20 protein-coding genes, 1 other RNA gene and 2 pseudogenes are annotated in these 22,726 nt (G+C 71.9%); 13 read left to right on the forward strand and 10 right to left on the reverse strand.

Annotated elements, in window-relative coordinates:
• Positions 1 to 64: 64 nt before the first annotated feature.
• Entirely contained in the window at positions 65 to 1,378 is a 1,314-nt protein-coding gene (locus AC5L3C_RS26905; protein ID WP_493651412.1) for a sensor histidine kinase, read from the reverse strand.
• 162 nt (positions 1,379 to 1,540) lie between these two features.
• Between AC5L3C_RS26905 and AC5L3C_RS26910 the strand changes: the two genes are divergently transcribed.
• The gene (locus tag AC5L3C_RS26910; RefSeq protein ID WP_493651413.1) at positions 1,541 to 2,398 is read left to right on the forward strand and encodes a MaoC/PaaZ C-terminal domain-containing protein; all 858 of its coding nucleotides are present in this window, start codon (positions 1,541 to 1,543) and stop codon (positions 2,396 to 2,398) included.
• A 377-nt stretch (positions 2,399 to 2,775) separates the two neighbouring features.
• Here the strand turns inward: AC5L3C_RS26910 and AC5L3C_RS26915 are convergent, their stop codons facing one another.
• A complete protein-coding gene (locus AC5L3C_RS26915; protein WP_493651414.1) occupies positions 2,776 to 4,008 on the reverse strand; it encodes a hypothetical protein in 1,233 nt (410 codons plus the stop codon).
• Between the two features lie 173 nt (positions 4,009 to 4,181).
• Between AC5L3C_RS26915 and AC5L3C_RS26920 the strand changes: the two genes are divergently transcribed.
• Genes AC5L3C_RS26920 through AC5L3C_RS26930 form a run of 3 tightly spaced genes read left to right on the forward strand, consistent with a single transcriptional unit; the run spans position 4,182 to position 7,695 of the window.
• Positions 4,182 to 5,039 carry a Nif3-like dinuclear metal center hexameric protein gene (locus tag AC5L3C_RS26920; RefSeq protein WP_493651416.1) on the forward strand — a complete coding sequence of 286 codons (858 nt, stop codon included), beginning with the start codon at positions 4,182 to 4,184 and terminating at the stop codon, positions 5,037 to 5,039.
• A complete protein-coding gene (locus AC5L3C_RS26925; RefSeq protein ID WP_185930989.1) occupies positions 5,036 to 5,779 on the forward strand; it encodes a zinc ribbon domain-containing protein in 744 nt (247 codons plus the stop codon). The genes AC5L3C_RS26920 and AC5L3C_RS26925 overlap by 4 nt, the downstream gene beginning before the upstream one ends.
• An 11-nt stretch (positions 5,780 to 5,790) precedes the next feature.
• A complete protein-coding gene (locus AC5L3C_RS26930) occupies positions 5,791 to 7,695 on the forward strand; it encodes a bifunctional RNase H/acid phosphatase (protein WP_493651417.1) in 1,905 nt (634 codons plus the stop codon).
• Between the two features lie 59 nt (positions 7,696 to 7,754).
• Here AC5L3C_RS26930 and AC5L3C_RS26935 read toward each other — a convergent pair whose 3' ends face one another.
• From AC5L3C_RS26935 to AC5L3C_RS26970, 8 genes are all read right to left on the reverse strand, one after another.
• Complete coding sequence (locus AC5L3C_RS26935) at positions 7,755 to 8,336, reverse strand: hypothetical protein (protein ID WP_493651419.1); 582 nt, start codon at positions 8,334 to 8,336, stop codon at positions 7,755 to 7,757.
• Positions 8,337 to 10,586, reverse strand: a complete 2,250-nt coding sequence (locus AC5L3C_RS26940) for a DUF6571 family protein (protein ID WP_493651420.1) — start codon at positions 10,584 to 10,586, stop codon at positions 8,337 to 8,339. It abuts the gene before it with no gap.
• Between the two features lie 15 nt (positions 10,587 to 10,601).
• Positions 10,602 to 11,060: a hypothetical protein gene (locus AC5L3C_RS26945; protein WP_493651422.1), complete on the reverse strand. Its 459-nt coding sequence runs from the start codon at positions 11,058 to 11,060 to the stop codon at positions 10,602 to 10,604.
• A gap of 232 nt (positions 11,061 to 11,292) precedes the next feature.
• Positions 11,293 to 11,937, reverse strand: a complete 645-nt coding sequence (eda, locus tag AC5L3C_RS26950; RefSeq protein ID WP_493651423.1) for a bifunctional 4-hydroxy-2-oxoglutarate aldolase/2-dehydro-3-deoxy-phosphogluconate aldolase — start codon at positions 11,935 to 11,937, stop codon at positions 11,293 to 11,295.
• Positions 11,938 to 12,053: 116 nt separating this feature from the next.
• A complete protein-coding gene (gene yaaA / locus AC5L3C_RS26955; RefSeq protein ID WP_493651424.1) occupies positions 12,054 to 12,836 on the reverse strand; it encodes a peroxide stress protein YaaA in 783 nt (260 codons plus the stop codon).
• A 27-nt stretch (positions 12,837 to 12,863) separates the two neighbouring features.
• Positions 12,864 to 13,529 (reverse strand): TetR/AcrR family transcriptional regulator, encoded by a 666-nt coding sequence (locus tag AC5L3C_RS26960; RefSeq protein ID WP_493651426.1) that lies wholly within the window; start codon positions 13,527 to 13,529, stop codon positions 12,864 to 12,866.
• A gap of 29 nt (positions 13,530 to 13,558) precedes the next feature.
• A complete protein-coding gene (locus tag AC5L3C_RS26965) occupies positions 13,559 to 14,116 on the reverse strand; it encodes a hypothetical protein (protein ID WP_493654044.1) in 558 nt (185 codons plus the stop codon).
• 47 nt (positions 14,117 to 14,163) lie between these two features.
• Positions 14,164 to 14,919, reverse strand: a complete 756-nt coding sequence (locus AC5L3C_RS26970) for a MerR family transcriptional regulator (protein WP_493651428.1) — start codon at positions 14,917 to 14,919, stop codon at positions 14,164 to 14,166.
• A gap of 172 nt (positions 14,920 to 15,091) precedes the next feature.
• Between AC5L3C_RS26970 and AC5L3C_RS26975 the strand changes: the two genes are divergently transcribed.
• The 9 genes and pseudogenes from AC5L3C_RS26975 to AC5L3C_RS27015 all read left to right on the forward strand — a co-directional run bounded on the left by AC5L3C_RS26975 (position 15,092) and on the right by AC5L3C_RS27015 (position 22,695).
• Positions 15,092 to 15,661: a Uma2 family endonuclease gene (locus AC5L3C_RS26975; RefSeq protein ID WP_493654046.1), complete on the forward strand. Its 570-nt coding sequence runs from the start codon at positions 15,092 to 15,094 to the stop codon at positions 15,659 to 15,661.
• 26 nt (positions 15,662 to 15,687) lie between these two features.
• Positions 15,688 to 16,524 (forward strand): AraC family transcriptional regulator, encoded by an 837-nt coding sequence (locus AC5L3C_RS26980; RefSeq protein ID WP_493651429.1) that lies wholly within the window; start codon positions 15,688 to 15,690, stop codon positions 16,522 to 16,524.
• Positions 16,525 to 16,606: 82 nt separating this feature from the next.
• Positions 16,607 to 17,374, forward strand: a pseudogene (locus tag AC5L3C_RS26985) (DMT family transporter); the annotation flags it as partial.
• Between the two features lie 61 nt (positions 17,375 to 17,435).
• An RNA gene (gene rnpB, locus AC5L3C_RS26990) (RNase P RNA component class A) lies at positions 17,436 to 17,843 on the forward strand.
• 441 nt (positions 17,844 to 18,284) lie between these two features.
• A pseudogene (locus tag AC5L3C_RS26995) lies at positions 18,285 to 18,769 on the forward strand (MFS transporter); the annotation flags it as partial.
• Positions 18,657 to 18,968: a DUF8832 domain-containing protein gene (locus AC5L3C_RS27000; RefSeq protein WP_493651431.1), complete on the forward strand. Its 312-nt coding sequence runs from the start codon at positions 18,657 to 18,659 to the stop codon at positions 18,966 to 18,968. The pseudogene AC5L3C_RS26995 and the gene AC5L3C_RS27000, both read left to right, overlap by 113 nt.
• A 943-nt stretch (positions 18,969 to 19,911) precedes the next feature.
• Positions 19,912 to 20,100: a hypothetical protein gene (locus AC5L3C_RS27005; protein ID WP_344009596.1), complete on the forward strand. Its 189-nt coding sequence runs from the start codon at positions 19,912 to 19,914 to the stop codon at positions 20,098 to 20,100.
• Between the two features lie 145 nt (positions 20,101 to 20,245).
• Positions 20,246 to 21,397: a PLP-dependent cysteine synthase family protein gene (locus tag AC5L3C_RS27010; RefSeq protein WP_344009599.1), complete on the forward strand. Its 1,152-nt coding sequence runs from the start codon at positions 20,246 to 20,248 to the stop codon at positions 21,395 to 21,397.
• Positions 21,394 to 22,695 (forward strand): MFS transporter, encoded by a 1,302-nt coding sequence (locus AC5L3C_RS27015; protein ID WP_344009601.1) that lies wholly within the window; start codon positions 21,394 to 21,396, stop codon positions 22,693 to 22,695. The genes AC5L3C_RS27010 and AC5L3C_RS27015 overlap by 4 nt, the downstream gene beginning before the upstream one ends.
• The last annotated feature ends 31 nt before the right edge of the window (positions 22,696 to 22,726 follow it).

The following is a 22,726-nucleotide window of genomic DNA, read 5'->3' on the forward strand; positions in this document are numbered from 1 at the left end:
CGCTCACATCCGCAGCGTAGGACGCGGAGGGCGGTGTGCGCCTGCTCGTGGCGGTCACGGCCGCTCAGACCCCGGTCCTCGCGAGCCCGGCGGAGCCGCGGGCGTCCGCCGTTCCGGTTCCCGCTCCCACGGGCTCCGCGCGCGTACCGCCGTCCTCGGCGACATCAGGGCGCTCTCCGGCATCCCCGGCGTCCGTCGGCAGCTCCGCCCGAAGCGTGAAGCCCCGGCGCGCGCCCTCCGTGTCGTCCCCGCGCCCCCGCGTACCCCCGTCCGCGCCGGTCCGCAGGCTGCCGCCCGCCGCCGCGAGCCGCTCCGTCAGCCCGTGCAGACCCGTCCCGCCCGTCTCCGTCCCCGGGGCGCCCCAGCCGTCGTCGGCGATGGTCAGCACGACCCGCTCCGGTGCCGCCGCGACCGTGATCTCACAGTGGCGCGCCGCGCTGTGCCGTATGACGTTGGTGACCGCCTCGCGGACCACCCAGCCCAGCAGCACCTCCGTGCGCGGGCCCAGCGGCGGGCCCGAGCGGCGCACCACCGCGGTGACACCCGCCGCCGTGAGCGCCGAGCGCGCCCGGTCCAGTTCCGTGTCCAGGCCGCCCTCCCGGTAGCCCGTCACGGCCTCGCGGATCTCCGTGAGCGCCTGCCGGCCGACCGACTCGATGTCGGTCACCTGGGCGAGCGCGGCGTCCAGATCACGCGGCGCCAGCCGGCGGGCCGCCTCCGACTTCACGACGATCAGCGACATGGTGTGCCCGAGCAGGTCGTGCAGGTCGCGGGAGAAGCGCAGCCGCTCCTTCTCCACGGCCCGGCGGGCCAGCTCCTCCCGCGCCGCACGCAGCTCACGCACCGTCTCCGCCAGCCGCAGCAGCGTGGCCGTCACCATCGTCGAGATCGCGGTCACGTAGAGGATGGTGAGGCCGCCCCAGCCGTCGTGGGCGAAGGAGACCGCCCCGGCCACCACGGTCACGGCGGCCGCCGCGACCGCGAGCCGGCGCCCGCGCAGGACCACGCCGGTGGCGAGCCCGAGCAGCGGGAAGAACAGCAGCCAGCCGCCGCCGTACCCGATGGCGAGCGCACAGGTCACCGCGGCCAGCAGACCGAGCGCGACCTGTCTGGAGCGCGTCTCGTACCGCCCGCAGGGATGGGCGCCGCACGCCACGAAGATGTAGAGCGAGTTGAAGGCCAGCAGACCGGCGACGCCGATCCACGGGTTGGGTGTGGTGCCCTGGAAGAGGTTGGAGAACGCGCCCATCCCGAGCAGCAGCCACGGCAGCAGCCGGACGACGTCCGGCACTTCTCCCGCCTCCTGTGCCCTCTCCTCCTTCCCGGATCCGCGCCGCCCGAGATGCCACCACGCGTGGGTGTCGCAAGTCGTCGACATGTCGTTCACCATGTTGTTGATCCCCCATTCGTCCGTCGTCCCTCCCGACGGTACGGGCGGGCCCGCACCGCCCGACAGAGCCGCCTGTACGGTCTCCGGCAGGACAAATGTCCCGGGCCGGGGCCGTTCCCGTGGCCGCGCCCGCCCGCGACCAGGAGAGACATGCCCGTCGACGCAGCCAAGGCGCTCGCCGCCCCGCCCCGGACCCGCACGGTCTCCTGGACCGCCTCGGACGTCCTGCTCTACCACCTCGGCATCGGCGCGGGCCGCTCCGCCACCGACCCCGGCGAGCTGCGCTACACACTGGAGTCCCGGCTGCACGTCCTGCCGAGCTTCGCCACCGTCGCCGGCGGCGGACCGCCCGGGGCGATCGGCGGGCTGTCCCTGCCCGGGGCCGACGTCGACCTCGCCCGCGTCCTGCACGGCGGACAGTCGCTCGCCGTGCACCGCCCACTGCCCGCCGAGGGCACCGCCACCCTCACCGACCGGATCGTCGCCGTGCACGACAAGGGCAGGGCGGCCGTCCTCGTCGTGCGCACCGAGGCCGCCGGCGGCGACGGCCCGCTGTGGTCCTGCGACGCGGAGATCTACGTACGCGGCGAGGGCGGCTGGGGCGGCGACCGGGGCCCGTCCGTGCGCCGCGAGCCGCCCGCCGGCTCCCCGGACCGCACCCTCGACGTGCCCGTCCGCGAGGAACAGGCGCTGCTCTACCGCCTCTCCGGTGACCGCAATCCCCTGCACGCCGACCCCGCGTTCGCGGCCCGCGCCGGCTTCGACCGGCCCATCCTGCACGGGCTGTGCACCTACGGAATGACCCTCAAGGCGGTCGTCGACACGCTGCTGGACGGCGACGTCACCCGCGTCCGCTCCTGCGCCACCCGGTTCGCCGGGGTCGTGTACCCGGGCGAGACGCTGCGGATCAGGATGTGGCGCGGGGACGGCGAGGTGCGCGTGACCGTGGGCGCGGTCGAACGGGAGGACGCGCCGGTGCTCACGGACACCACCGTCGGACACGGATGAGCCGTGGGGCGGAGCCGCCCCGGAGGAACGGCGAACGGCCCCGCCCGTCGGTGTGCGACGGGCGGGGCCGTTCGTGGTGCGATGCGGCCGCGCGGCAGCACCTGACGGTATGTCAGGCGGCCGCCTCCGCGTGCTCGTTCTCCTGCGCCGGCCGGCGGTGACGGCCACGCGGCGACGTTTCCCCGTCCTGCGTGGAAACCGGCCCCCGGTGCCTGCCGCGACCGGCAGTGACCTGCCCGTCCTCGGCGGACTGCGCCTCGTTCGTCCTGACGTCGTTCATCGGAAGGAATTCACCCCGTAGACATGATCTTTCCTGCAGCCGGGTGAGTCTAACCGGCCCACCGCACCCCGGATCCAGGCGACCACGCCGACCGCCACTACTTCGTTACAAGCCGCCCCAGAGGCGCCTGTTGAAGGGGTACGGGCCGGGGCGCCGAGGAGCCGTCATGGCCGTCGCCCGCGCCCTCGGGCGGAAGTTCACCCGGAGGTGTCACCGAGTCCCCGCCGGCCGCGAGTGATTGACCGCCGTCACGAGCTGACGGCATGTCAGGGATCGGCTGGACGTCCAGACCCTCCGCCTGCCGCTCCCGCCCCGGCATCCGCAGCACCGCCACCCCGCACGGCACCGACCGGTTGGCGTACGGCAGCCGGAGCTCGCCGTCCGCCGTCCAGAGCCCGGAGCCCGTCAACCACCCGGCGGGCGCGGGGAAGTGCAGCATCCGCCGCTCCGCCGGCCGCCACACCCCGACCCAGCTGCCGAGCGCGCCGTCGACGCGCAGCGCCACCGCACAGCCCTCCGGTGTCAACATCTGCCCCGGCTGGATCGCGAACGGCGTCACCGTGCAGTCCGGCACCCGCAGGCACTCAGGGAAACGCACCGGCAGCGTGCTGCCCAGCACCCCCCAGCCCAGCCGGTGCCGCCCCGGCGAGGGCGCGTCCGAGCGGAGCAGCAGCAGCCCGCTGTCCGGGTCGGCGAGCAGCACCCGGTCGTCGCTGTCCTCGGCGATCTCCAGCAGCGGTGACATCTCGCCGCCGCGCTCCAGGTCCACCACGACCGCCTTGGTGTGCCCGCCGCTCTCCCGGTCCAGCGCCAGCATCCGCCCCGCCCGGTCCAGCCACACCCCGCCCGAGCAGCGGCCCGGGACCTCCGCGACCCGCTCGGGACCGAACGCGCCGCCGGCCACCCGCCACACCGTGGTCGACCGCGGGCCCGCGGCGAGGGCGTACGCCCGCTCCCCGTCCGGGGCGGGCGGCAGCAGCCGCAGCCGGGTGGCCTCGTCCGGGCGTTCGACCGTGCCCAGCGGCAGTTCGCCGGTGCCGGGGCCGGCCGGGTACAGCAGCGAGAAGGCGTGCCGTCCCTCCACCAGCCGGTGGATCAGGACCCGCCCGTCGCTCAGCGGCTGCACCTCGGTGCCGGGCTCCTCGGGCTGGTTGCCGGGCAGCGGAACGGCGTACGGCTCGGGGCCGTCCAGGGTCCAGCGCTCCGGGAAGAAGGATTCACCGGCGAGGGCGAGGCGCGCGGCGTAGCAACCGTCCGCGGTGATGGTGCAGCCCGCCCGCCCGGCTCCGTCCTCGTGTCCCGCCGCAGGTTCGATGGCACAGACCGTCATCGTTCGGTCACCTCCGGTGACGAACGGTAGTTTTCGCCCGCCCCGACGGTGGACGGGTGGGACCCGCTTCACACGTAAGGGTGCTCCAGGAACGATTCTCCTGAGGAGGGGGAGGGAGGTGTGCTCCACGGAGCCGGTACTCCCGTGCGAAACAGCCAGGTAGCCTTGCAGACGTGCCTCGTCTGTCAGAAGTCATCGCCGCGCTGGAGAACCTGTGGCCCGCCGAGCGGGCCGAGTCCTGGGACGCGGTCGGCACCGTCGTGGGCGAGCCCGAACAGGAGGTCACGCGGGTCCTGTTCGCCGTCGACCCGGTCCAGGAGACCGTCGACGAGGCGGTGAAGCTGGACGCCGGCCTGCTGGTCACCCACCACCCGCTCTACCTGCGCGGTACGACCACGGTGGCGGCCTCCACGTTCAAGGGCCGCGTGGTGCACACCCTCATCAAGAACGACATCGCGCTGCACGTCGCCCACACCAACGCCGACACCGCCGACCCGGGTGTCTCCGACGCCCTCGCCGGCGCGCTGGACCTCAGGGTCGTACGGCCCCTGGTGCCGGACCCCTCCGACCCCGGGGGGCGGCGCGGGCTGGGCCGGGTGTGCGAGCTCGACCACCCGGTCACCGTGCGTGAGTTCGCCGCCCGAGCGGCCGAGCGGCTGCCCGCCACCGCGCAGGGCATCCGCGTCGCCGGCGACCCCGACGCGATCGTGCGTACGGTCGCCGTCAGCGGCGGCTCCGGCGACAGCCTCTTCGACCACGTCCGCGCCGCCGGTGCGGACGCCTTCCTCACCGCGGACCTGCGCCACCACCCGGCGTCCGAGGCCCGCGCCCACAGTCCTCTCGCGCTGCTCGACGCGGCGCACTGGGCCACCGAATGGCCCTGGTGCGAGCTGGCGGCCGCCCAGCTCGACGAGATCTCCGACCGCCACGGATGGGACCTGCGGGTCCATGTCTCGCGGACGGTCACCGACCCCTGGACCGCCCACGCGGCGTCGTCCCGAACCACCGACCCCTCTGGAGCCCCCAACTGAACGCCGAGCCCGCCGACCAGATCCGACTTCTCGACGTCCAGGACCTCGACGTCCGCCTCCAGCAGCTCGCGCACAAGCGGAAGTCGCTCCCGGAGCACACCGAGATCGAGTCGCTGAACCGGGACCTCGCCCAGCTGCGCGACCTGCTCGTCGCCGCGCAGACCGAGGAGAGCGACTGCGCCCGCGAGCAGACCAAGGCCGAGCAGGACGTCGACCAGGTGCGCCAGCGCGCCGCCCGCGACCAGAAGCGCCTCGACTCCGGTGCCGTCTCCTCGCCCAAGGACCTGGAGAACCTCCAGCGCGAGATCGCCTCCCTCGCCAAGCGGCAGGGCGACCTCGAGGACGTCGTCCTGGAGGTCATGGAGCGCCGCGAGTCCGCGCAGGAGCGGGTCGCCGAACTGACCGAGCGGGTCGGCTCCGTGCAGGGGAAGATCGACGACGCGACCGCGCGCCGGGACGCCGCGCTCGAGGAGATCGACGGCGAGGTCGCCTCGATCACCAAGGAGCGCGAGGTCGTCGCGGGCTCCGTGCCCGCCCCGCTGCTGAGCCTGTACGACCGGCTGCGCGAGCAGCAGGGCGGCATCGGCGCGGCCAAGCTGTACGCCCGTACCTGCCAGGGCTGCCGTCAGGAACTCGCCATCACCGAGCTGAACGAGGTCAGGGCCGCCGCCCCCGACACGGTGCTGCGCTGCGAGAACTGCCGTCGCATCCTGGTGCGTACGTCGGAGTCGGGGCTGTAGGCGGCCGGGCCGTGCGGGAGTTCATCGTCGAGGCGGACGGCGGGTCGCGGGGCAACCCGGGCCCGGCGGGCTACGGCGCCGTGGTGAGTGACGCGGCGACGGGGGAGACGCTGGTGGAGGCGGCCGAGTACATCGGTGTCGCCACCAACAACGTGGCCGAGTACCGGGGCCTGCTGGCCGGCCTCACCGCCGCCCGCGAACTGGACCCGGGGGCGCGGGTGCACGTCCGGATGGACTCCAAGCTCGTCATCGAGCAGATGACGGGCCGCTGGAAGATCAAGCACCCGGCGATGAAGCCGCTCGCGGCGGAGGCGGCCCGCGTCTTCCCGCGGGAGCGGGTGACGTACGAGTGGATCCCGCGCGAGCGCAACAAGCACGCGGACCGTCTCGCCAACGAGGCGATGGACGCGGGCAGGCGCGGCGAACAGTGGTCGCCCGCGACGTCCCGCGCCGACCTGTCCGGTCCACCCGAACCGTCGGGCCCGCCCGGCGACGCGAGGACGGGCGCGGCCCGAGTTCGCGCGGCGCTGTCGGGCGCGGCCGGCGGGGGCCGCGCGGGCGCCGGTGAGGTGGCCGAGGGTACGGCCGACGGCGCCGGGGGCGTTGCGGGGGACGCGGCCGACGGCGGCCGGGGCGCGGGTGCCGCTGCCGGGGCGGGTGCCCCCATCGGCGGTACCGGCGCTGCGTCCGCGGACGATGCGGATGCGCGGACGGCGGGTGGCTCTTCGGGCGTGACCTACGGCGCCGGAGATGCGGTGGCCGAGCGCGCCGGGGCTCGCGGTACGGGTGCGGCGTCCGCCGGCGACGCGGACGTCCGGGCCGCGCAGGCGGCAGGTACGCCCGCTGCCCCCCGGGCGACCTCCGGGGCCGACGGTGCTGGTGGGGCGGCCGAGGGTGCCGTGGATGCGGCGGTTGGGCCGTCGGGCGCGACGGATGGCGCCTCGGATGCGGTTGCCGGCGGTGCTGCGGGCGACGCGGACGTCCGGTCGGCGCGGGTGGCGGGTGCGCCCGCTGCCTCCGGGGCCGACGGTGCTGGTGGGGCGGCCGAGGGTGCCGTGGATGCGGCGGTTGGGCCGCCGGGTGTGACGGATGGCGCCTCGGATGCGGTTGCCGGAGCAGCCGGCGCCGAGGGTGCCGTTGCCGACCGTGCCGGGGCCGGTGAGCGGGCGGGACGCGGGAACGCCGATGCCGGACGCGACGGGGGTGCTCAGGCCCGTACCGGGGTGGATGCCGATCGGCGGGCCGCGCGGGCCGTGGCCACGCCCTCCGTCGGCTGGGCCGGGCCGGACATGGGCGCGCCGGCCACGTTCGTGTTGCTGCGGCACGGGGAGACGCCGCTGACTCCGCAGAAGCGCTTCTCCGGCAGCGGCGGAAGCGACCCCTCCCTCTCCGGCATCGGGCGGGAGCAGGCCGAGCGGGCCGCCGCCGTGCTCGCCCGGCGCGGCACGGTGCAGGCGGTCGTCGCCTCCCCCCTCGCCCGCACCCGCGAGACCGCCGGCATCATCGCCGCCCGCCTCGGTCTCGCGGTGAGCGTCGACGACGGACTGCGCGAGACGGACTTCGGTGCCTGGGAAGGCCTCACCTTCGGCGAGGTCCGCGATCGGTACCACGAGGACCTGAACGCCTGGCTGTCCTCCCCGGACGCCGAACCCACCGGCGGCGGCGAGAGTTTCGCGGCCACCGCCGCGCGGGTCGCCGCCACGCGCGACAAGCTGATCGCGGCGTACGCCGGACGTACGGTCCTGCTCGTCACCCATGTGACGCCGATCAAGACCTTCGTACGGCTGGCCTTGGGCGCCCCGCCCGAGGCCCTGTTCCGCATGGAACTGTCGGCGGCCTCACTCTCCGCCGTGGCGTACTACGCCGACGGCAACGCCAGCGTCCGCCTGTTCAACGACACCTCGCACCTGCGCTAGGGGCACCTGGCCGGCCCCGACGGCGCAGGCCAGGGGGCGGCCTCAGGCCGCGGGGGCGGTCAGGCGGCGCAGTCGTACTGCTTCGCCAGGTTGGCGGCACTTTCCAGGAGGATGGTGCGGCTCTTGGCGGTCACCGACCCGGTGTTCCAGTTCTCGTGGATGTTCACCTGCGGATAGACCGACAGCAGCAGCTCGCCGTACCTGTTGGTCGAACCCATCTTGCTCACACAGTCCTCGGGGAGCCGTAGCACCGAGTGCCGCAGGGTCAGCCAGCCTTGGTAGCCGCCGCCGAGCGGTGTCGCCCCCTTCGGAGCCTCGCTGGTTCCGTCGCTGGTGGTGGCGGTCAGAGCGTACTGTTCCCGGTACGTCTCACCACCGGGGTTCTCGCGCGTGACGGTGCAGACGGTGCCGAAGACCCGGTCGTCCTTCTCCGCCTTCCCGCTGCTGCCTCCCATGACGTCGTCGGAGGTCGTGCCCGCCTTGCCGTCGTTGAGCAGGCCCGCGGTCTTCTCGGTGAGGGAACCCCAGCAGAGATTCTGCTCCCGCATGTCGTCCTTCGGATCGGGCCACAGGCTGACCGCCGCCACGACGGCGGCCGCGACGACCAGCGTGCCGGGAAGAACCAGACGCTTCTTGTCCATCTAGCGCTCGCCCATCTTCAAGTCCGAGTCCTTGAGGCCGTGCTGGTACCACTCCTCGTTGAGCCGCTGGATATTGTCCTCGAACTCGCCGGGGCTCATGTCCAGTTCCTCGGGCTCGAGCCCCTTGCTGCGGGCCATCTGCTCCAGCAGGCTGTCCATCTCCTTCTGCCCGTAGTCGAAGTGTTTGACCAGGTCCTCCCGGACCTGCTTGTCGACCTTGGTGTTCTCCTCGCCCAGGTACTGGGCAGTGCCGACGTCCACCATCCGCTGGATGGAGTCGCCGACGAGGGGAATCCCCGTGACCGGTGCACCGAGGGCGTGGTAGCGCATCATCTTGTCCCAGCTGTTGGCGTCCTTCTCGGCCTGGCCCAGGTCGTAGATGACATCGGCACGGACACCGTCGAGATGGCCGAGCACGGACGAGGACTGCTTGACCCAGGCATGCAGTTCCGGGTCGGACTTGCGGTAGGAGTCGGCGGGGAATTCGTGCAGGCCCTCGCCGATCAACGTCGCCTGTGAACGGTGGATGACACCGAACGCCTCGCCGTCCTCCGAGGTCGCGCGAAGGACGCGGACCAGGTCACCACGGTCCAGATCGAGATCGTTGTACGTGGAATGCCCATTGAGGTTCTTGCCGAGGATTTCGTGCACGTCGCCGGAGTAGTCACCGATCATGTAGCCCATCGACGTGCGCAGGGCGGCCGGCATGTTGCCCTGATCGCCCTTTGTCTCCTTGCCGTAGTGCTCGATCGTGTTCTCGAAGATCGCCGACTGTGCGCCGTCGTGGCGGGCCGGGGCCTGGGCGAGCGGCGAGCCCGGTTCGCGGCCGGTGGCGGCGGCTTCCAGGGCAGCACCGAATTCGGCGCGGGCCGAGGTCCTGACCAACTCGTCGGGCATCTTGGATTCCACGGAGTTGCCCGGCCAGTCGCGGTCCTCGAGGAAATACTTCAGGTTGTCACCGGTGTTCGGGTCGAAATAGGCGGTACTGGCGGCCGGGTTACGGCTCATGGCGTTCATCAGACCCTTCATCGGGTCCTCCTGAGTGCCCTGCCAGTTCTCGTAAACGCCCTCGTACGGATCGTCGGTGTGCGTCTCCCACTCCCTGATCGTGTCGCCGACCTCGGTGAGGAACGCCGCGTCGAATCGGGGATCGTCCTTGTCCTTGGCCCTCTGGTCGGATCCGGACGAGCCGGGCCCTGCCTTCGGGGCGTACGCCGGGTCGCCGACGTCGGCGGCCATCAGGGTGGTGAGCGTGTTCAGCCCCGCGGCGCCGCCCGGAAGCCGGCCCGGGTGACGGGCGGGCAGGCCGTTGCCGTCGCGGGCCGTGGCGATGAGCCTGTCGGTCCAGGCCGAGGTGACGCCCCCGGGGGAGCCGATCGCGGAGTCGGGGCCGGTGGCAGTGGCGAGGGTGCCGGACAGGGCCTTGTAGAGGCGTGCGTCGGTGCCGGAGACCTGGCCGTCACGACCGCCGCTCTCCAGGCCGCCGGCGAGCAGAAGCACCGCCTCCTGCTCCTCCCGGCCTCGGTAGCTGAGGTTCGTCATGAGCTCCTCGGCGAAGGCCGGCGAGTCCTTGCCGCCCTCGGCCAGCTGAAGCAGCCGCTCGCGCTCCTTGTCGTCGAGGTGCTCCCAGCGGGCGTACAGTTTGGCGGCTTCGCGGCCGTTCTCGGCCTGCTGCTTCTCTTCCGCGCGCATCTTCTTGGCGTCGGCGACTCCGCCGAGGTCGGTGCTGCCGAAGTCGTTGGGGTGGTTCTTGATCAGGGCACGCAGGCCCCAGGCGCACAGTTCGTCCGCTTCGGCGGCACGCTGGAGTATGCCTTCCAGCTTTTTGCGGTAGTGGTCGAACTGCGCCTCGGTGGCGACGGGGTCGGTGCTGTCCTTGGACCGGCGGTCGGGGTGGACGGTGTGGCTGAGCACTCCGTCGGGGGAGACGGTGATGCCCGGCGGCGGGTTCTCGTACGCGGCCTTGAGGTCGCGCTGAGCGGTCTTGAGCAGAGCGTGGGCGTCCTTGAGGAGGTCGCGTACGGACTCGGCCTCGGTGACGGCGTCGTTGAACTCCTTGGCCGTCTTGGTGACGAACTCCTTGGTGACGCTGGCGTTCTCGCCCTTCCAGGTGGCCTTGTCGGACTTGGTCTTCATGGCCTTGGCGTCGGTCTGGAGCTGTTTCAGCTTGGTGATCATCTCGGTCCACTCGGTGACCGCGGTGTCGAGCGGGCCGAGCTTGGCGTTGAGGAGCTGCTCGAAGGTGGGCATGGCGGCTGCTGCTCCTCAGCGGAAGTACTTGTCGATCTGCGAGGCGGACACGGCGCCGTCCTCCCCGGGCACCACTGGGCCGATGATGCGCAGCTGAGCCTGGATCCAGTCGTCGTCCTTCGCTCTGGACTTCTTGGTGTGATCCAGGTGATTGGAGATGTGCGCGCATGCCTGGAGGAGGGTCCTGACCTGGGTGTCCCAGGTCCGCTTCACCTCGGTCAGCGCCGTACCGGTGTCGAAGCCATCACCCGTCAGGCTCGATCCCGCCGTCTCGCTCGCCGCTGCCGCGTGCTTCCCGCCCGACTCGAGGCCGTTGAAGAGACCGAACGCGTCGTGGCCGATGTCGCCGAGCTCGTCGTCCTCCACCACATAGTCGGCAGAACCCGGCTTCGGCTTCGAACCGCCGTCACCGCCGGCGTTGTTCACGCGCATGGCGGCCGTCTTGGCCGAGGCCCACTCGTCGTCGAACGACATCGTCGACACCCCCGTGTCGTCAGGAACAGCTCACGACACGCTATCCGCTTGATCAAAAACCCGCCACAAACGATCGTTCCGAGCACGGGCTCTCGAGGCGGACCGTCCTCCCTTCCCACGCGAGTCGTGGGCTGCCGAGGCAGCGTTTTCGCCCTGGCCCTTCTCTCGTGCCGGAGGGCCCGAACGACACAGCAGTCGCCCTGGCACCGCAAGGATCAACAGAAGTCACGGCTTACGGCCTGAGCCCCGCCGCCTCGCGGGCCAGCGCCTCCACCCGCGCCCAGTCACGGGCGGCCACCGCGTCCGCCGGCAGCATCCAGCTCCCGCCCACACAGCCCACGTTGGGCAGCGCGAGATACTCCGGCGCGGAGTCGGGGCCGATGCCCCCGGTCGGGCAGAAACGGGCCTGGGGGAGTGGCCCGGCGAGCGACTTCAGATACGCCGTCCCGCCCGCGGCCCCGGCCGGGAAGAACTTCATCTCCCGCACCCCGCGCTCGAGCAGCGCCACCACCTCCGAGGCGGTCGACACCCCCGGCAGGAACGGCACCCCGGACGCCCGCATGGCCTCCAGCAGCGTGTCCGTCCACCCCGGGCTGACCAGGAACCGCGCCCCGGCCGCCACCGCCTCGTCCACCTGCCCCGGCGTGATCACCGTCCCCGCGCCGACCACGGCCTCCGGCACTTCGGCGGCGACCGCCCGGATCGCGGCCGGCGCGGCGGGTGTCCGCAGCGTCACCTCGACCGCCGTCAGCCCGCCGGCCACCAGCGCACGCGCCAGCGGTACGGCATCGGCGACGTCCTCGATGACGACGACGGGCACGACGGGCGCGAGGTCGAGAACCGAGGGGGAGGGGGCCGGGGGCAGGGGAGAACTCATGCGGTCATCCTGCCCTCACCGATGCAGAGCACGCAAAGGTCGTTGCACACTCTGCAATACGATCATCAGTGCACCGCCGGTGCGCGCCAGTGCATGCCAGCGCACGCCACCGCACGTCAGTGCACCTCGGTCACCAGCACATCCAGCGACCACGCCGCCCCCGCCCGTGCCGGTGCCGCTGCCTCCACCTCGTACCCGAGGCCGCGCAGCGCCTCCACCAGCTCGGCGGGGTCCTTCGGCGCCGCCCCGGCCGTCAGCAGGCTCCGTACGATGCGGCCCTTGGTCGCCTTGTTGAAGTGGCTGACCACCTTCCGCGTCGGCGCGTGCAGCACGCGTACGGTCGCCGTCCGCGCCGCCACCTCGCCCTTCGGCTTCCAGGCCGCCGCGTACGCCGCCGACCGGAGATCGAGGACCAGCCCCTTGCCGGCGGCCTCGGGCAGCACCTCGGCCATCGGCGCACGCCAGTGCCCGCTCAGCGCGCCCAGCCCGGGCAGCTTCACCCCCATCGAGCAGCGGTAGGAGGGGATCCGGTCGGTGACCCGGACCGCGCCCCACAGCCCGGAGAAGACCAGCAGCGACCGCGCCGCCCGCCGCTTCGCCGCCGCGTCGAGGGACGCCAGGTCCAGGGCGTCGTAGAGCACCCCGGTGTAGATCTCCCCGGCGGGCCGGGCCCCGGCGGTCCGCAGCCGCGCGTTCTTCGCGACCTCGCCGCGCAGCCCCTCGCTCAGCCCGAGCACCTCGCGTGCCTTGTCCTCGTCGCCGGTGCACAGGTCCACCAGTTCGGCGAGCACCGCCTCCCGCGCGGCGGTGAGCCCGGGCAGCGACAGCGACTCGGGCTTCAGCGGCGCACCGCGGCCGGAAGCGGCCTTGCCTTCGGACGGCGGCAGCAGGACAAGCACACGTACTCCTTCGGTCGAGCCTGTCCGTCAGGCTACGGGGTGCGCCAGCGCGTCCAGCTCGGCGCCGTAGAGCAGCGCGGGGTCGAAGGCCATGCCGCTGAAGTGGCCCGCCAGCTCCAGGGAGAGGACACCGTGCAGGCGGGTCCAGAAGGTGAGCGCGCGGCGCAGGACGGCCGGTTCGGCGGGGTGGTCCCCGGCCCAGCGCCGGTGCTCCTCCTGCGCCAGGTGACCGTCGAGGGCGGTGGGGTCCGCCGGGTCCGTCACGAGCTGTGCGGCGTCGAGCAGGCGCGCCATGATGCTCTGCGCGATCAGCGTGATGTCGTCGGGGGCGTGGTAGCCCGGGACGGGGGTGCCGTACACGAGGAAGTAGCGCTGGGGGTCGGCGAGCGCCCAGGTGCGCAGGGTGTGTCCCAGACCGGCGAGGTCCGCGCCCGACTCCGCGGCGGCGGTGAAGGCGTCGGCGAGGCTCCGGTAGGCGTCCCGGATCAGCTCGGTGATCAGTTCGTCGCGTCCGGAGAAGTACCGGTAGAGCGCGGGGCCGCTCAGGCCCATCCGCTTGGCGATGGCGTTCAGCGACAGCCCCGGCGCGCCCGAGACGGCGATCTGTTCCCAGGCGCGCTCCTTGATCTCCGCGCGCACCTGGCTCCGGTACCGCTCGCGGGGCGTCCGCCCCTCCTTGCCTCTGGCCGTCACGTGCCGTGTCCCCCTTTGACAGCTGTCGGTTAGACGCTATCACCGGAGAGAGGAGCTGCAGCTGGCCGTGCGCCGAGGGCACGGACGAGGCCGTCGGCGTCGTCCGCGTGGAAGCGGACCAGTCGGATCTCGCGGCGGTGGCCGAAGAAGGTGCCGTGGACGACCGGCTCGGTGAGCTCGACCGTGACGGTGGTCTGCGAGCCGATGACCAGGTCCAGCTCGCCCTCGGCCTCCTCGTGCGTCATCCGCAGCTCACGCCGGACCGAGGCGATGCGCTCCAGCGGTATCCGCAGATCGACGTGCACGGCGCGACGGATCCGCAGCTCATCCGCGTCCAGGACATGGGGACGGACGACGGACGCGGCGTGCAGCGCGATGACGAAGACGACGGTGTAGACGTCCAGGAAGAGCACCACGGCGTGCACGGCCGGCCAGTCGTCGAGGAGCACGGACATCGCGACCGTCTCGATGACGCACACGAACGCCAACCCGAACATCACGGCCGCCTGCCCGCCCGCGTACCCGAAGGCCGTACCGCCACCGATGCCGTGCGCCCGCCGCGCCAGCCACAACCCCAGACTCGCCATCAGCCGCAGCTCGTGCCGGGCCAGCAGCAGCCCCACCCGCAAGGCCCTCACGACCGGCGCCCTTCCCCCACGATCCGCAGGGCCCGCCGGATCGCCTCCGCCTGCGCCGGGGCGAAGTCGGCGTAGAAGGCCCGCAGAAAGCTGTCGCTCTCGTCGAGTGCCCCCTGCGGCACCAGCTCCGCCGGCACGCACGCGGCGAGCGCGTGAGCGGCATCCTCCACTCTCGGGTCGTCCGGGTCCGCCTCCGCCAGCTCGTCGAGCAGCCGGTACACGGCCGCGGCCCGCTCCGCCCCGCTGGGCGCCCCGGCCACCGAGCCGATCAGCCCCATCAGCCGCTCCCGCTCCTCCGGCGGCGCCGACGTCCCGATCAGCGCGAGCAGCTCGCGGTCCTTGGCGGCCATGGGGGAGTCGGACAGATGGGCGGTGTCACGGAAGAGCGCGGCCAGCTCCGGAGGGACCGGCCCCTCGGCGGTCAGCTCGTCCTCCGACTCCAGCAGCGTCCGCAACCGCGCCCGCCGCTCCCGGATCGCCGCCTCCTGCCGCGCCAGATCCTCGTCCAGCTCCGTCAGCACCTCGGCGAGGTCCTTGCCGGCGTCGTCCGCGAGTACGTCCCGCACCTCGGCCAGCCCGAGCCCCAGCTCGGTCAGCCGCCTGACCCGCGCCAGCACGACGGCATGCCGCAGCGTGTAGTCCCGATACCCGTTCCCCAGCCGCTCCGGCTCCGGCAACAACCCCAGATGGTGGTAGTGCCGCACCGTCCGTGTGGTAACCCCCACAACCGCCGCAAGCTCTCCGATCCGCATGCCCCCAGTAGAAACGTTGCCGCTACGACAGGGTCAAGCAGATGTCGTGGCGCCTGCCGAGGCTCGTGTCCCTGTGCCACGATCGAGGGAAGGATTCCCGATCTCACGGACAGGTGATCACCCGATGTCCCAGTCTGGCGAGCGACCGAAGGAGGGGCGTGACATGACTGCCATGGCCCATGAGCCGCTCTCGCAGGCGGATGTCCTGCTCGAGGGCTTTCTCGCCCTGGACACCCCGGAGGGTTTCCGGGCTGAGCTGATCGAGGGGGAGATCGTTGTGACGCCGCCGCCGGACGGGGATCATGAGGACTACATCAATCTGATCATGAAGCAGGTGATGAGGCGGTCCCGTACCGACATGGACTTCTCCGGGAACAAGGGCCTGAAGCTGAAGAGCGGCGGAGCCTGCCCCAAAAATCACGTCACCCCGGACGGTACCTTCGCTCCCACGGCTGCGCGCCTCTATCGGGGAGCCGACTCCTGGATGCCCTGCGACGGCGTCGCCATGGTGGTGGAGGTGACCTCCAGCAAGCCTCAAGTGGACCGAGAGGCCAAGCGCCGCTGCTACGCCCTTGGAGGCATCCCCCTCTACCTCCTCGTCGACCGTGAAGCCTCCGCGATCACCCTGTTCAGCGACCCGGAGAAGGACGAGTACCGCGAGCGGTGCACCCGCCCCCTGGGCAAGCCCCTGTCCCTTCCTGCTCCGTTCTCCTTCGACCTGGACACCGCCGACTTCCTCTGATCCCCTGTGGACAGGGGGTGCGAGCCGTGCAGGACGGACGGGAACAGGCGCGCTGGACCAGGGCGCGGCTCGGTCGGTGCGGGCCTTCCCTCGATCTGCTCACCGCCCGCTTCAACCGGCACGAGTACGCACCGCACGCCCACGACGAGTACACGGTCGGTGTCACCGTCGGCGGGCTGGAGGTCATCGCCTACCGGGGCGGGCGCATCGTGTCGGGGCCGGGGTCGATCGTCGTCCTGGAACCCGGTGAGATGCACACCGGCGGCCCCGCCGCCCCCGACGGCTACTCCTACCGCGCCCTCTACGCCGCCCCCGCCCTCCTCACCGACGGCACCCTCGGCACCGCCCTCCCGCACTTCCGCGAACCCGTCCTCGACGACCCCGAGCTGGCCGCCGCCCTGCGCCGCACGCACACCGACCTCAGCGCCCACCCCGACCCCCTGGAGGCGGAGTCACGCCTGCCCTGGCTGCTCACCGCCCTCGCCCGCCGCCACTCCACGGCCCGCGCGAGCGACGACGACACCGTCCCCGGCGCCGGCCCCATCGCCCTCGCTGTCCGCGACCGCCTCGCCGACGAACTGCTCGCCCCGCCGTCCCTGGCGGACCTCGCCGCCGGCCTCGGCCTCTCCCGCTACCAACTCCTGCGCGCGTTCCGTACGACGATGGGGGTGCCGCCCTACGCCTGGCTCGCCCAGTACCGGGTGACCCGGGCCCGCGCCCTCCTCGACGCCGGGGTGCGCCCGGCCGAGGCGGCCGCCCTCGTCGGCTTCGCCGACCAGGCGCACCTGACCCGCTGGTTCCGCCGCGTGCTGGGGGTCACCCCGGCGGCGTACCGCAACAGCGTTCAAGACGCCGGACGCTGACCGGCCCGACACTCGCCGCATGACTGCACGCGGCTGGTTCCTGTTCTCCCTGATGGGAGTGGTCTGGGGCATCCCCTATCTGATGATCAAGGTGGCGGTGGACGAGGTGTCCCCGTCGGCGGTGGTGTTCGCCCGCTGCGCCCTCGGCGCGCTCCTCCTGCTCCCCTTCGCGCTGCGCCAGCCGGGCCTCGCCCGGAACATACGCACCCACTGGAAGCCGATGCTGGCGTTCGCGGTCATCGAGATCGTCGGCCCCTGGTACACCCTGACCGACGCCGAACGCCACCTCTCCAGCTCCACCGCCGGCCTGCTGATCGCGGGCGTGCCGATCGTCGGCGTCCTGCTGTCCCGCTTCTTCGGCGCCGCGGAGTCGCTGGGCGCCCGCCGCATCACCGGTCTGGCACTCGGTCTCGGCGGCGTCGGCGTCCTCACCCTGCCCCATCTGACCGGCGGCGACGCCCTCTCCCTCGCGGAGGTCCTGGTCACGGTCGTCGGCTACGCCACCGCCCCGCTGATCGCCAACCGCCACCTCAAGGACGTCCCCACCCTCCACCTCATCACCCCCTGCCTCGCCCTGGCCGCCCTCGTCTACGCCCCCGCGGCGGCCGCGACCCGCCCCGCGTCCCTGCCCTCCGCCGACACCCTGGGCGCCCTGGCCGCCCTCGGCGTGGTCTGCACGGCGGTGGCCTTCGTGGCCTTCCTCGAACTGATCAAGGAGGCCGGCCCGATCCGCGCCTCGGTCATCACCTACGTCAACCCGGCGATCGCGGTCGCGGCCGGCGCCCTCTTCCTGGACGAGACCCTGACCGCGACCGTCCTGGCCGCCTTCGCCCTGATCCTCACCGGCTCGGTCCTGGCCAACGCGGAACGGAAGCCCGCCGTCCGGCGGGTACCATGGTCCATACGGCAGACGAGCCGGGCGGACGGCCGCGTGGAGTCCCTCACGGGACTTCCCGAGGAACGTCCGGGCTCCACAGGGCAGGGTGGTGGCTAACGGCCACCCGGGGTGACCCGCGGGACAGTGCCACAGAAAACAGACCGCCCGGCGCTCAGGCGCCGGGTAAGGGTGAAACGGTGGTGTAAGAGACCACCAGTGCCCAGGGTGACCTGGGCAGCTAGGTAAACCCCACCCGGAGCAAGGTCAAGAGGAGACGCCTCTTCGGAAGCGTCTCTGCGCGGACGCTCGAGGGCTGCCCGCCCGAGTCCGCGGGTAGACCGCACGAGGCCGGTGGCAACACCGGCCCTAGATGGATGGCCGTCGCCGGCGGGCCCGCGAGGACCCGCCGGAACAGAACCCGGCGTATAGCCTGACTCGTCTGCCACTCTTTATTTTCGCAGGTCAGAGGCCATGTTTTCTCGCTGAACAAACTACCCGGGTCGAATTTGGGCCCGCGTATTGTCGCCCCTGTCCACTATCTATGCGACAGATCAGGGCATTCCGGGTGTTGAATGTGGTCCGATGCCGGTCTGGAGTGGACATTCAGGTGCCGGATGCATTCGGAAGTACATGTACGAGGTGTCTTCTTGCCGACTCGCTCGGGTGCACTCGCGCACCGATGGCCGCCCGGCGGCGCGCCGTCCGCGTTGCGGGTCGGATCGGCGACATGGCTCGCGCAGCAGGTCGAGGTAGCCCTCGTCTTCAGTGACCACCGGCGAGAGCATCTCGCTGACTGCTCTGCCTGGAACCACTGGTTCTGGTGAAGGCGGTGATGTGGCGGCATGGCGTTCCCGTCCGTGAGGGCGCGGCGCCGTCGCCCCGCGTGCCGTGGTTGGACTCAGGGTTCTGCGGCACCGGCCCGGGCGTCTTCAACGCCTACGTCATCGCCTTCGGCGGGCTGCTGCTGCTCGGCGGCCGCCTCTCCGACCTGTTTGGCGCCCGTAAGATCTTCAACACCGGTTGGCCGTGCTGATCGCCGGCTCGGTCGTCGCCGCAGCCGCGCAGACGGCGTGGGTGGAGGTCGTCGGCCGTGCCGTTCAGGGCGTAGGCGGCGCGCTGATCGCGCCGTCGGCCATGACACTGCTGATGATGCTCTTCGCGCACGACCCAAAGGAGCTCGGCAAGGCCATGGCGCTCTACGGCGTCGCCACCCTCGCGGCCACCAAGCTCCTGCCCGCCGTCGGCAGCCGTCGCGGTGCCGTCGACGTGCTGGGAGCCGCCGCGGTCACCGCCGGCCTGGCGCTCGCGGTCTTCGCCATCCGAGGTCTCCTTCACGGCTACGGCGCCCAGCGCCGGTGCGTACCGCTTGTTCCTGGACTTCCAGCACGAGGGCACCGTGCGCACGGCAGCCTTCACGGTGCATGCGGGCGGCGCAGTGGATGAGCCCGAGAAGCCTTCGCAGGCCGAGCCCGCTGAGGACGGAGCCGGGCACACGCACACTGAGGCGCGCTGCTGCGGCACGTGTGCCGTCTGCATACTCGCCGCAGCAAACCAGCCATTCACCTGACGAGTTAACCCGATGTTTTAGGACTGGTGGTCGATCACTGCCGAAGAGCCGCTAGGATCACGGCATGGTTACGGCTTGGTCATCCTGGCGCATGGACAGGACCCGCTTCGGTGCGGGTCCGCTGTTGCGCGTGCTGGCCCTGGCCGTGCTCCTGTTCGGCGTCCTCGTGTCGCACGGCGCATACGTGGAGACTGCCAACGGACACCTCTCCACCAGCGCATCAACCCCTGCGGCACTGTCGGCCGATGACATTCGCCATGCTGGCGCTGAGTCTGGAACCCGGTTCACTGCGGAAGCGGCCGGCCATCATGGTGATCACGAGTCGTCTCATCCTGGCGAGCAGTGTGTATCCGGGCAGCCTCAGCAGGGGCCTGCCCTGGCCGCTCCCTGCTTTGCAGCGTCGATTCGCGAATCAAACGGTGCCCACGATGCGTCGGTCGTGCGTGTGCCTGCATCTGGTGGGCCCATGGGCGGGGCGTCCCCCGCGGCTCTGAGAGCAGCCTCCGTGGTGCAGCAGGTCTAGGAGTACCAAGTCCTCCAACCGGCCCGCCGGTGTCACCGGTTCGGCTGATCACGCGCGACGAGCTCCCGATTCCGTGCCCATGATGGGCCGGTCACGTTCGTCGAAGCTGTCCTGCCCCCACCCATGTCTGCGCCTCCCTCCGTCCTCGTCGGAGAGCGGCAGCAGCGCGGAGGACCTGTGCCGACACCTTCCTGTATGCCCTCGCACGCTCCCTGGGCCTCGTGCGGCTCGCCCCGGTGGCGCCGACTCCTCTCGGCGATCCGCGGCACCCTCGTGATCGCGCTCATTCTGTGCGCTGTCATCCACGGAGTGCCCGAGGAGACGCACGGGTCGGTGCCCGTCCCCACCGTTTCATCGGCGATGGTTGCAGGCGGAGAGCCTCACGGGCCCCATGCTCCCCACGGGGCCGAGGACTGCGTGATGGACGTCGTCATCCGTACGGCGGCCCAGTCGATCGAGGATCTTCCCCTCGCCGCGCTGGCTGTCGTCGTGCTCGTCGCCACGTCCGTGGCGGCGGGGAGACCGCTCGTACGGCATGAATCCCGCAGACGTCGCAGCGCGCGCACCGGCCGTGTGGCGCTCGTCCGTACGTCTCGCTGGCGGATCTAGACCACTCGCTCGCAGCCGACCGACCTCGTCGGCTGCCGCGCACTCATGGCCTGAGCGCGGACCGACCCACGGTCCGCTCTGTCGCCATGGGGCGCGAGATGAACCCGCACCCGTGCATTCATCGAGCGAGAGTGACAACACAGACATGCCTTCATTGACCAAGACCGCGACCGGTTCGGGCCAGTCCGCCCTGTCCGGGCTGGTGGGCAACACCCCGCTGCTGCGCGTGTCGGAGCCGCTGGCCCCGGCCGGACGTGGCTTCTGGGCGAAGCTGGAGGGGTTCAACCCCGGCGGCATCAAGGACCGTCCGGGGCTGCACATGGTGGAGCGGGCCCGGGCCCGTGGTGACCTGCGGCCCGGCGGCCGGATCATCGAGTCCACCAGCGGGACGCTGGGCCTCGGACTGGCCCTGGCCGGGATGGTGTACGGCCACCCGGTCACCCTGGTCACCGATCCGGGACTGGAGTTGTCCATGACCCGGCTGCTGACCGCGTACGGCGCCCAGGTCAACGTCGTCTCCGAGCCGCATTCCTCGGGCGGCTGGCAGCAGGCCCGCCGTGACCGCGTGCAGCGCCTGTTGGAGCAGCACCCCGGCTCCTGGTGCCCGGACCAGTACAACAACCCCGACAACGTCGCCGCCTACACCCCACTGGCCCTCGAACTCGCCGCCGAGATGGGCCACATCGACGTACTGGTGTGCAGCGTCGGCACCGGCGGCCACTCGGCCGGCGTCTCACGAGTCTTGCGGCAGCTCTACCCCGAGCTGACCGTCGTCGGTGTGGACACACCGGGTTCGACGATCTTCGGTCAGCCCGCCCGGCCCCGGCTGATGCGCGGACTCGGCTCCAGTATCTACCCCCGCAACGTCGCCTACGAGCAGTTCTCCGAGGTCCACTGGGTGGCCCCGCAGGAGGCCGTGTGGACCTGCCGTCAACTGGCCGCCTCCCACTACGCCACCGGCGGGTGGAGCGTCGGCGCGGTCGCGCTGGTGGCCGGCTGGCTGGCCCGGACGATGCCCGCGGACGCACGGGTCGTCGCGGTCTTCCCCGACGGCCCGCAGCGCTACCTGGGGACGGTCTACGACGACGACTACTGCGCCGCCCACGGCCTGCTGGACGCGCCTCCGGCGCCCGAACCGGAGCTGATCGGCCGCCTGGACGAGAAGGAGGTCACCCGCTGGACCCGGTGCACCACCGTGGTCGATCCCCTCACCCTGCAGGACACAGCGCAGGATTTCGCTGCGGACGCCTCAGACACCCTGGGCGCTGGGTCGGACTCGTCGGAGGAGGGACGGTGAAAGGGCTGCTCACGCGGGTCCGGTCGTACGAGCGCAGCGTCCAGCTGTTGATGGTGAACCAGTTCACCATCAACCTCGGTTTCTACATGCTGATGCCGTATCTGGCCGCCCACCTGTCCGGCACGCTTGGCCTGGCCGGCTGGATCGTGGGACTCGTCCTCGGCGTACGGAACTTCAGCCAGCAGGGCATGTTCCTGGTCGGCGGCACGCTCGCCGACCGGCTCGGCTACAAGCCGATGATCGTCGCCGGTTGTGTCCTGCGCACCCTCGGGTTCGCGACGCTCGGGCTCGTGGACTCGCTGCCTGCGCTGCTCGCCGCCTCGGCGGCCACCGGGCTGGCCGGGGCGCTGTTCAACCCGGCCGTGCGGGCCTACCTCGCGGCCGACGCCGGGGAGCGCAGGGTCGAGGCGTTCGCCCTGTTCAACGTCTTCTACCAGGCGGGAATCCTGCTGGGCCCACTGGTAGGCATGGTGCTGACCGGGGTGGACTTCCGCGTCACCTGCCTGGTGGCAGCCGGGATCTTCGCGCTGCTGAGCGTCGTACAGATCCGCGCGCTGCCCGCCCGGCGGGCCGAGGACGCCAAGCGGCAGCAGAGCGACGGCGGTCCAGGTGTGCTCGCCCAGTGGCGCGGCATCCTCGCCAACCGGCCGTTCCTGCTCTTCTCCGTCGCCATGATCGGCTCGTACGTCCTGACCTTCCAGGTCTATCTGGCGCTGCCGCTGGAGGTGCGCCGGCTCGGCGGCGACGGCAAGTTCGGCACGGCGGCGGTGGCCATGCTCTTCGCGGTCTCCGGGCTGAGCACGATCCTTTGCCAGACGCGGGTGACGGCGTGGTGCAAGGAGCGGTACGAGCCCGGGCAGGCGCTCGTGCGTGGGCTGGCGGCGATGGGCCTGGCCTTCGTACCTCTCCTGCTCGCCACCGCCGTCCCCGTACCGGAGTCCGGGATCGGGCTGTGGCTGCTCGCGGCCGCGCCGCCGACGCTCGCCGCGCTGCTGCTGGCCATTGGCACGATGATCGCCTACCCCTTCGAGATGGACACCATCGTCCGCCTCTCCGGTGACCGCCTCGTCGCCACCCACTACGGGCTCTACAACACGATCTGCGGCATCGGTATCACCGTCGGGAATCTGGGCACGGGCGCCGCGCTCGACGCCGCCCGCGCGGCCGGGATGCCCGCGCTGCCGTGGATCACGCTGATCGCGCTCGGCCTGGCGTGCGCGGCCGCCCTGTACGGCCTGCACCGCACCGGCCGACTGGCGGCGCCGCCCGCCTCCGAGCCGCTGCCCGCCACCGTCTGACCCACCGGCCCGCTGGCCCAGGGGCGGGGCA

The organism is Streptomyces speibonae (assembly GCF_984686075.1).

Bases quoted from the DNA above. Each gene is read 5' to 3' on its own strand.
- AC5L3C_RS26905 (WP_493651412.1), bottom strand. From the start codon at position 1,378: ATGTCGACGACTTGCGACACCCACGCGTGGTGGCATCTCGGGCGGCGC.
- AC5L3C_RS26910 (WP_493651413.1), top strand. From the start codon at position 1,541: ATGCCCGTCGACGCAGCCAAGGCGCTCGCCGCCCCGCCCCGGACCCGC.
- AC5L3C_RS26915 (WP_493651414.1), bottom strand. From the start codon at position 4,008: ATGACGGTCTGTGCCATCGAACCTGCGGCGGGACACGAGGACGGAGCC.
- AC5L3C_RS26935 (WP_493651419.1), bottom strand. From the start codon at position 8,336: ATGGACAAGAAGCGTCTGGTTCTTCCCGGCACGCTGGTCGTCGCGGCC.
- AC5L3C_RS26940 (WP_493651420.1), bottom strand. From the start codon at position 10,586: ATGCCCACCTTCGAGCAGCTCCTCAACGCCAAGCTCGGCCCGCTCGAC.
- AC5L3C_RS26945 (WP_493651422.1), bottom strand. From the start codon at position 11,060: ATGTCGTTCGACGACGAGTGGGCCTCGGCCAAGACGGCCGCCATGCGC.
- eda (WP_493651423.1), bottom strand. From the start codon at position 11,937: ATGAGTTCTCCCCTGCCCCCGGCCCCCTCCCCCTCGGTTCTCGACCTC.
- AC5L3C_RS26965 (WP_493654044.1), bottom strand. From the start codon at position 14,116: ATGGCGAGTCTGGGGTTGTGGCTGGCGCGGCGGGCGCACGGCATCGGT.
- AC5L3C_RS26970 (WP_493651428.1), bottom strand. From the start codon at position 14,919: ATGCGGATCGGAGAGCTTGCGGCGGTTGTGGGGGTTACCACACGGACG.
- AC5L3C_RS26975 (WP_493654046.1), top strand. From the start codon at position 15,092: ATGGCCCATGAGCCGCTCTCGCAGGCGGATGTCCTGCTCGAGGGCTTT.
- AC5L3C_RS27005 (WP_344009596.1), top strand. From the start codon at position 19,912: ATGGACGTCGTCATCCGTACGGCGGCCCAGTCGATCGAGGATCTTCCC.
- AC5L3C_RS27010 (WP_344009599.1), top strand. From the start codon at position 20,246: ATGCCTTCATTGACCAAGACCGCGACCGGTTCGGGCCAGTCCGCCCTG.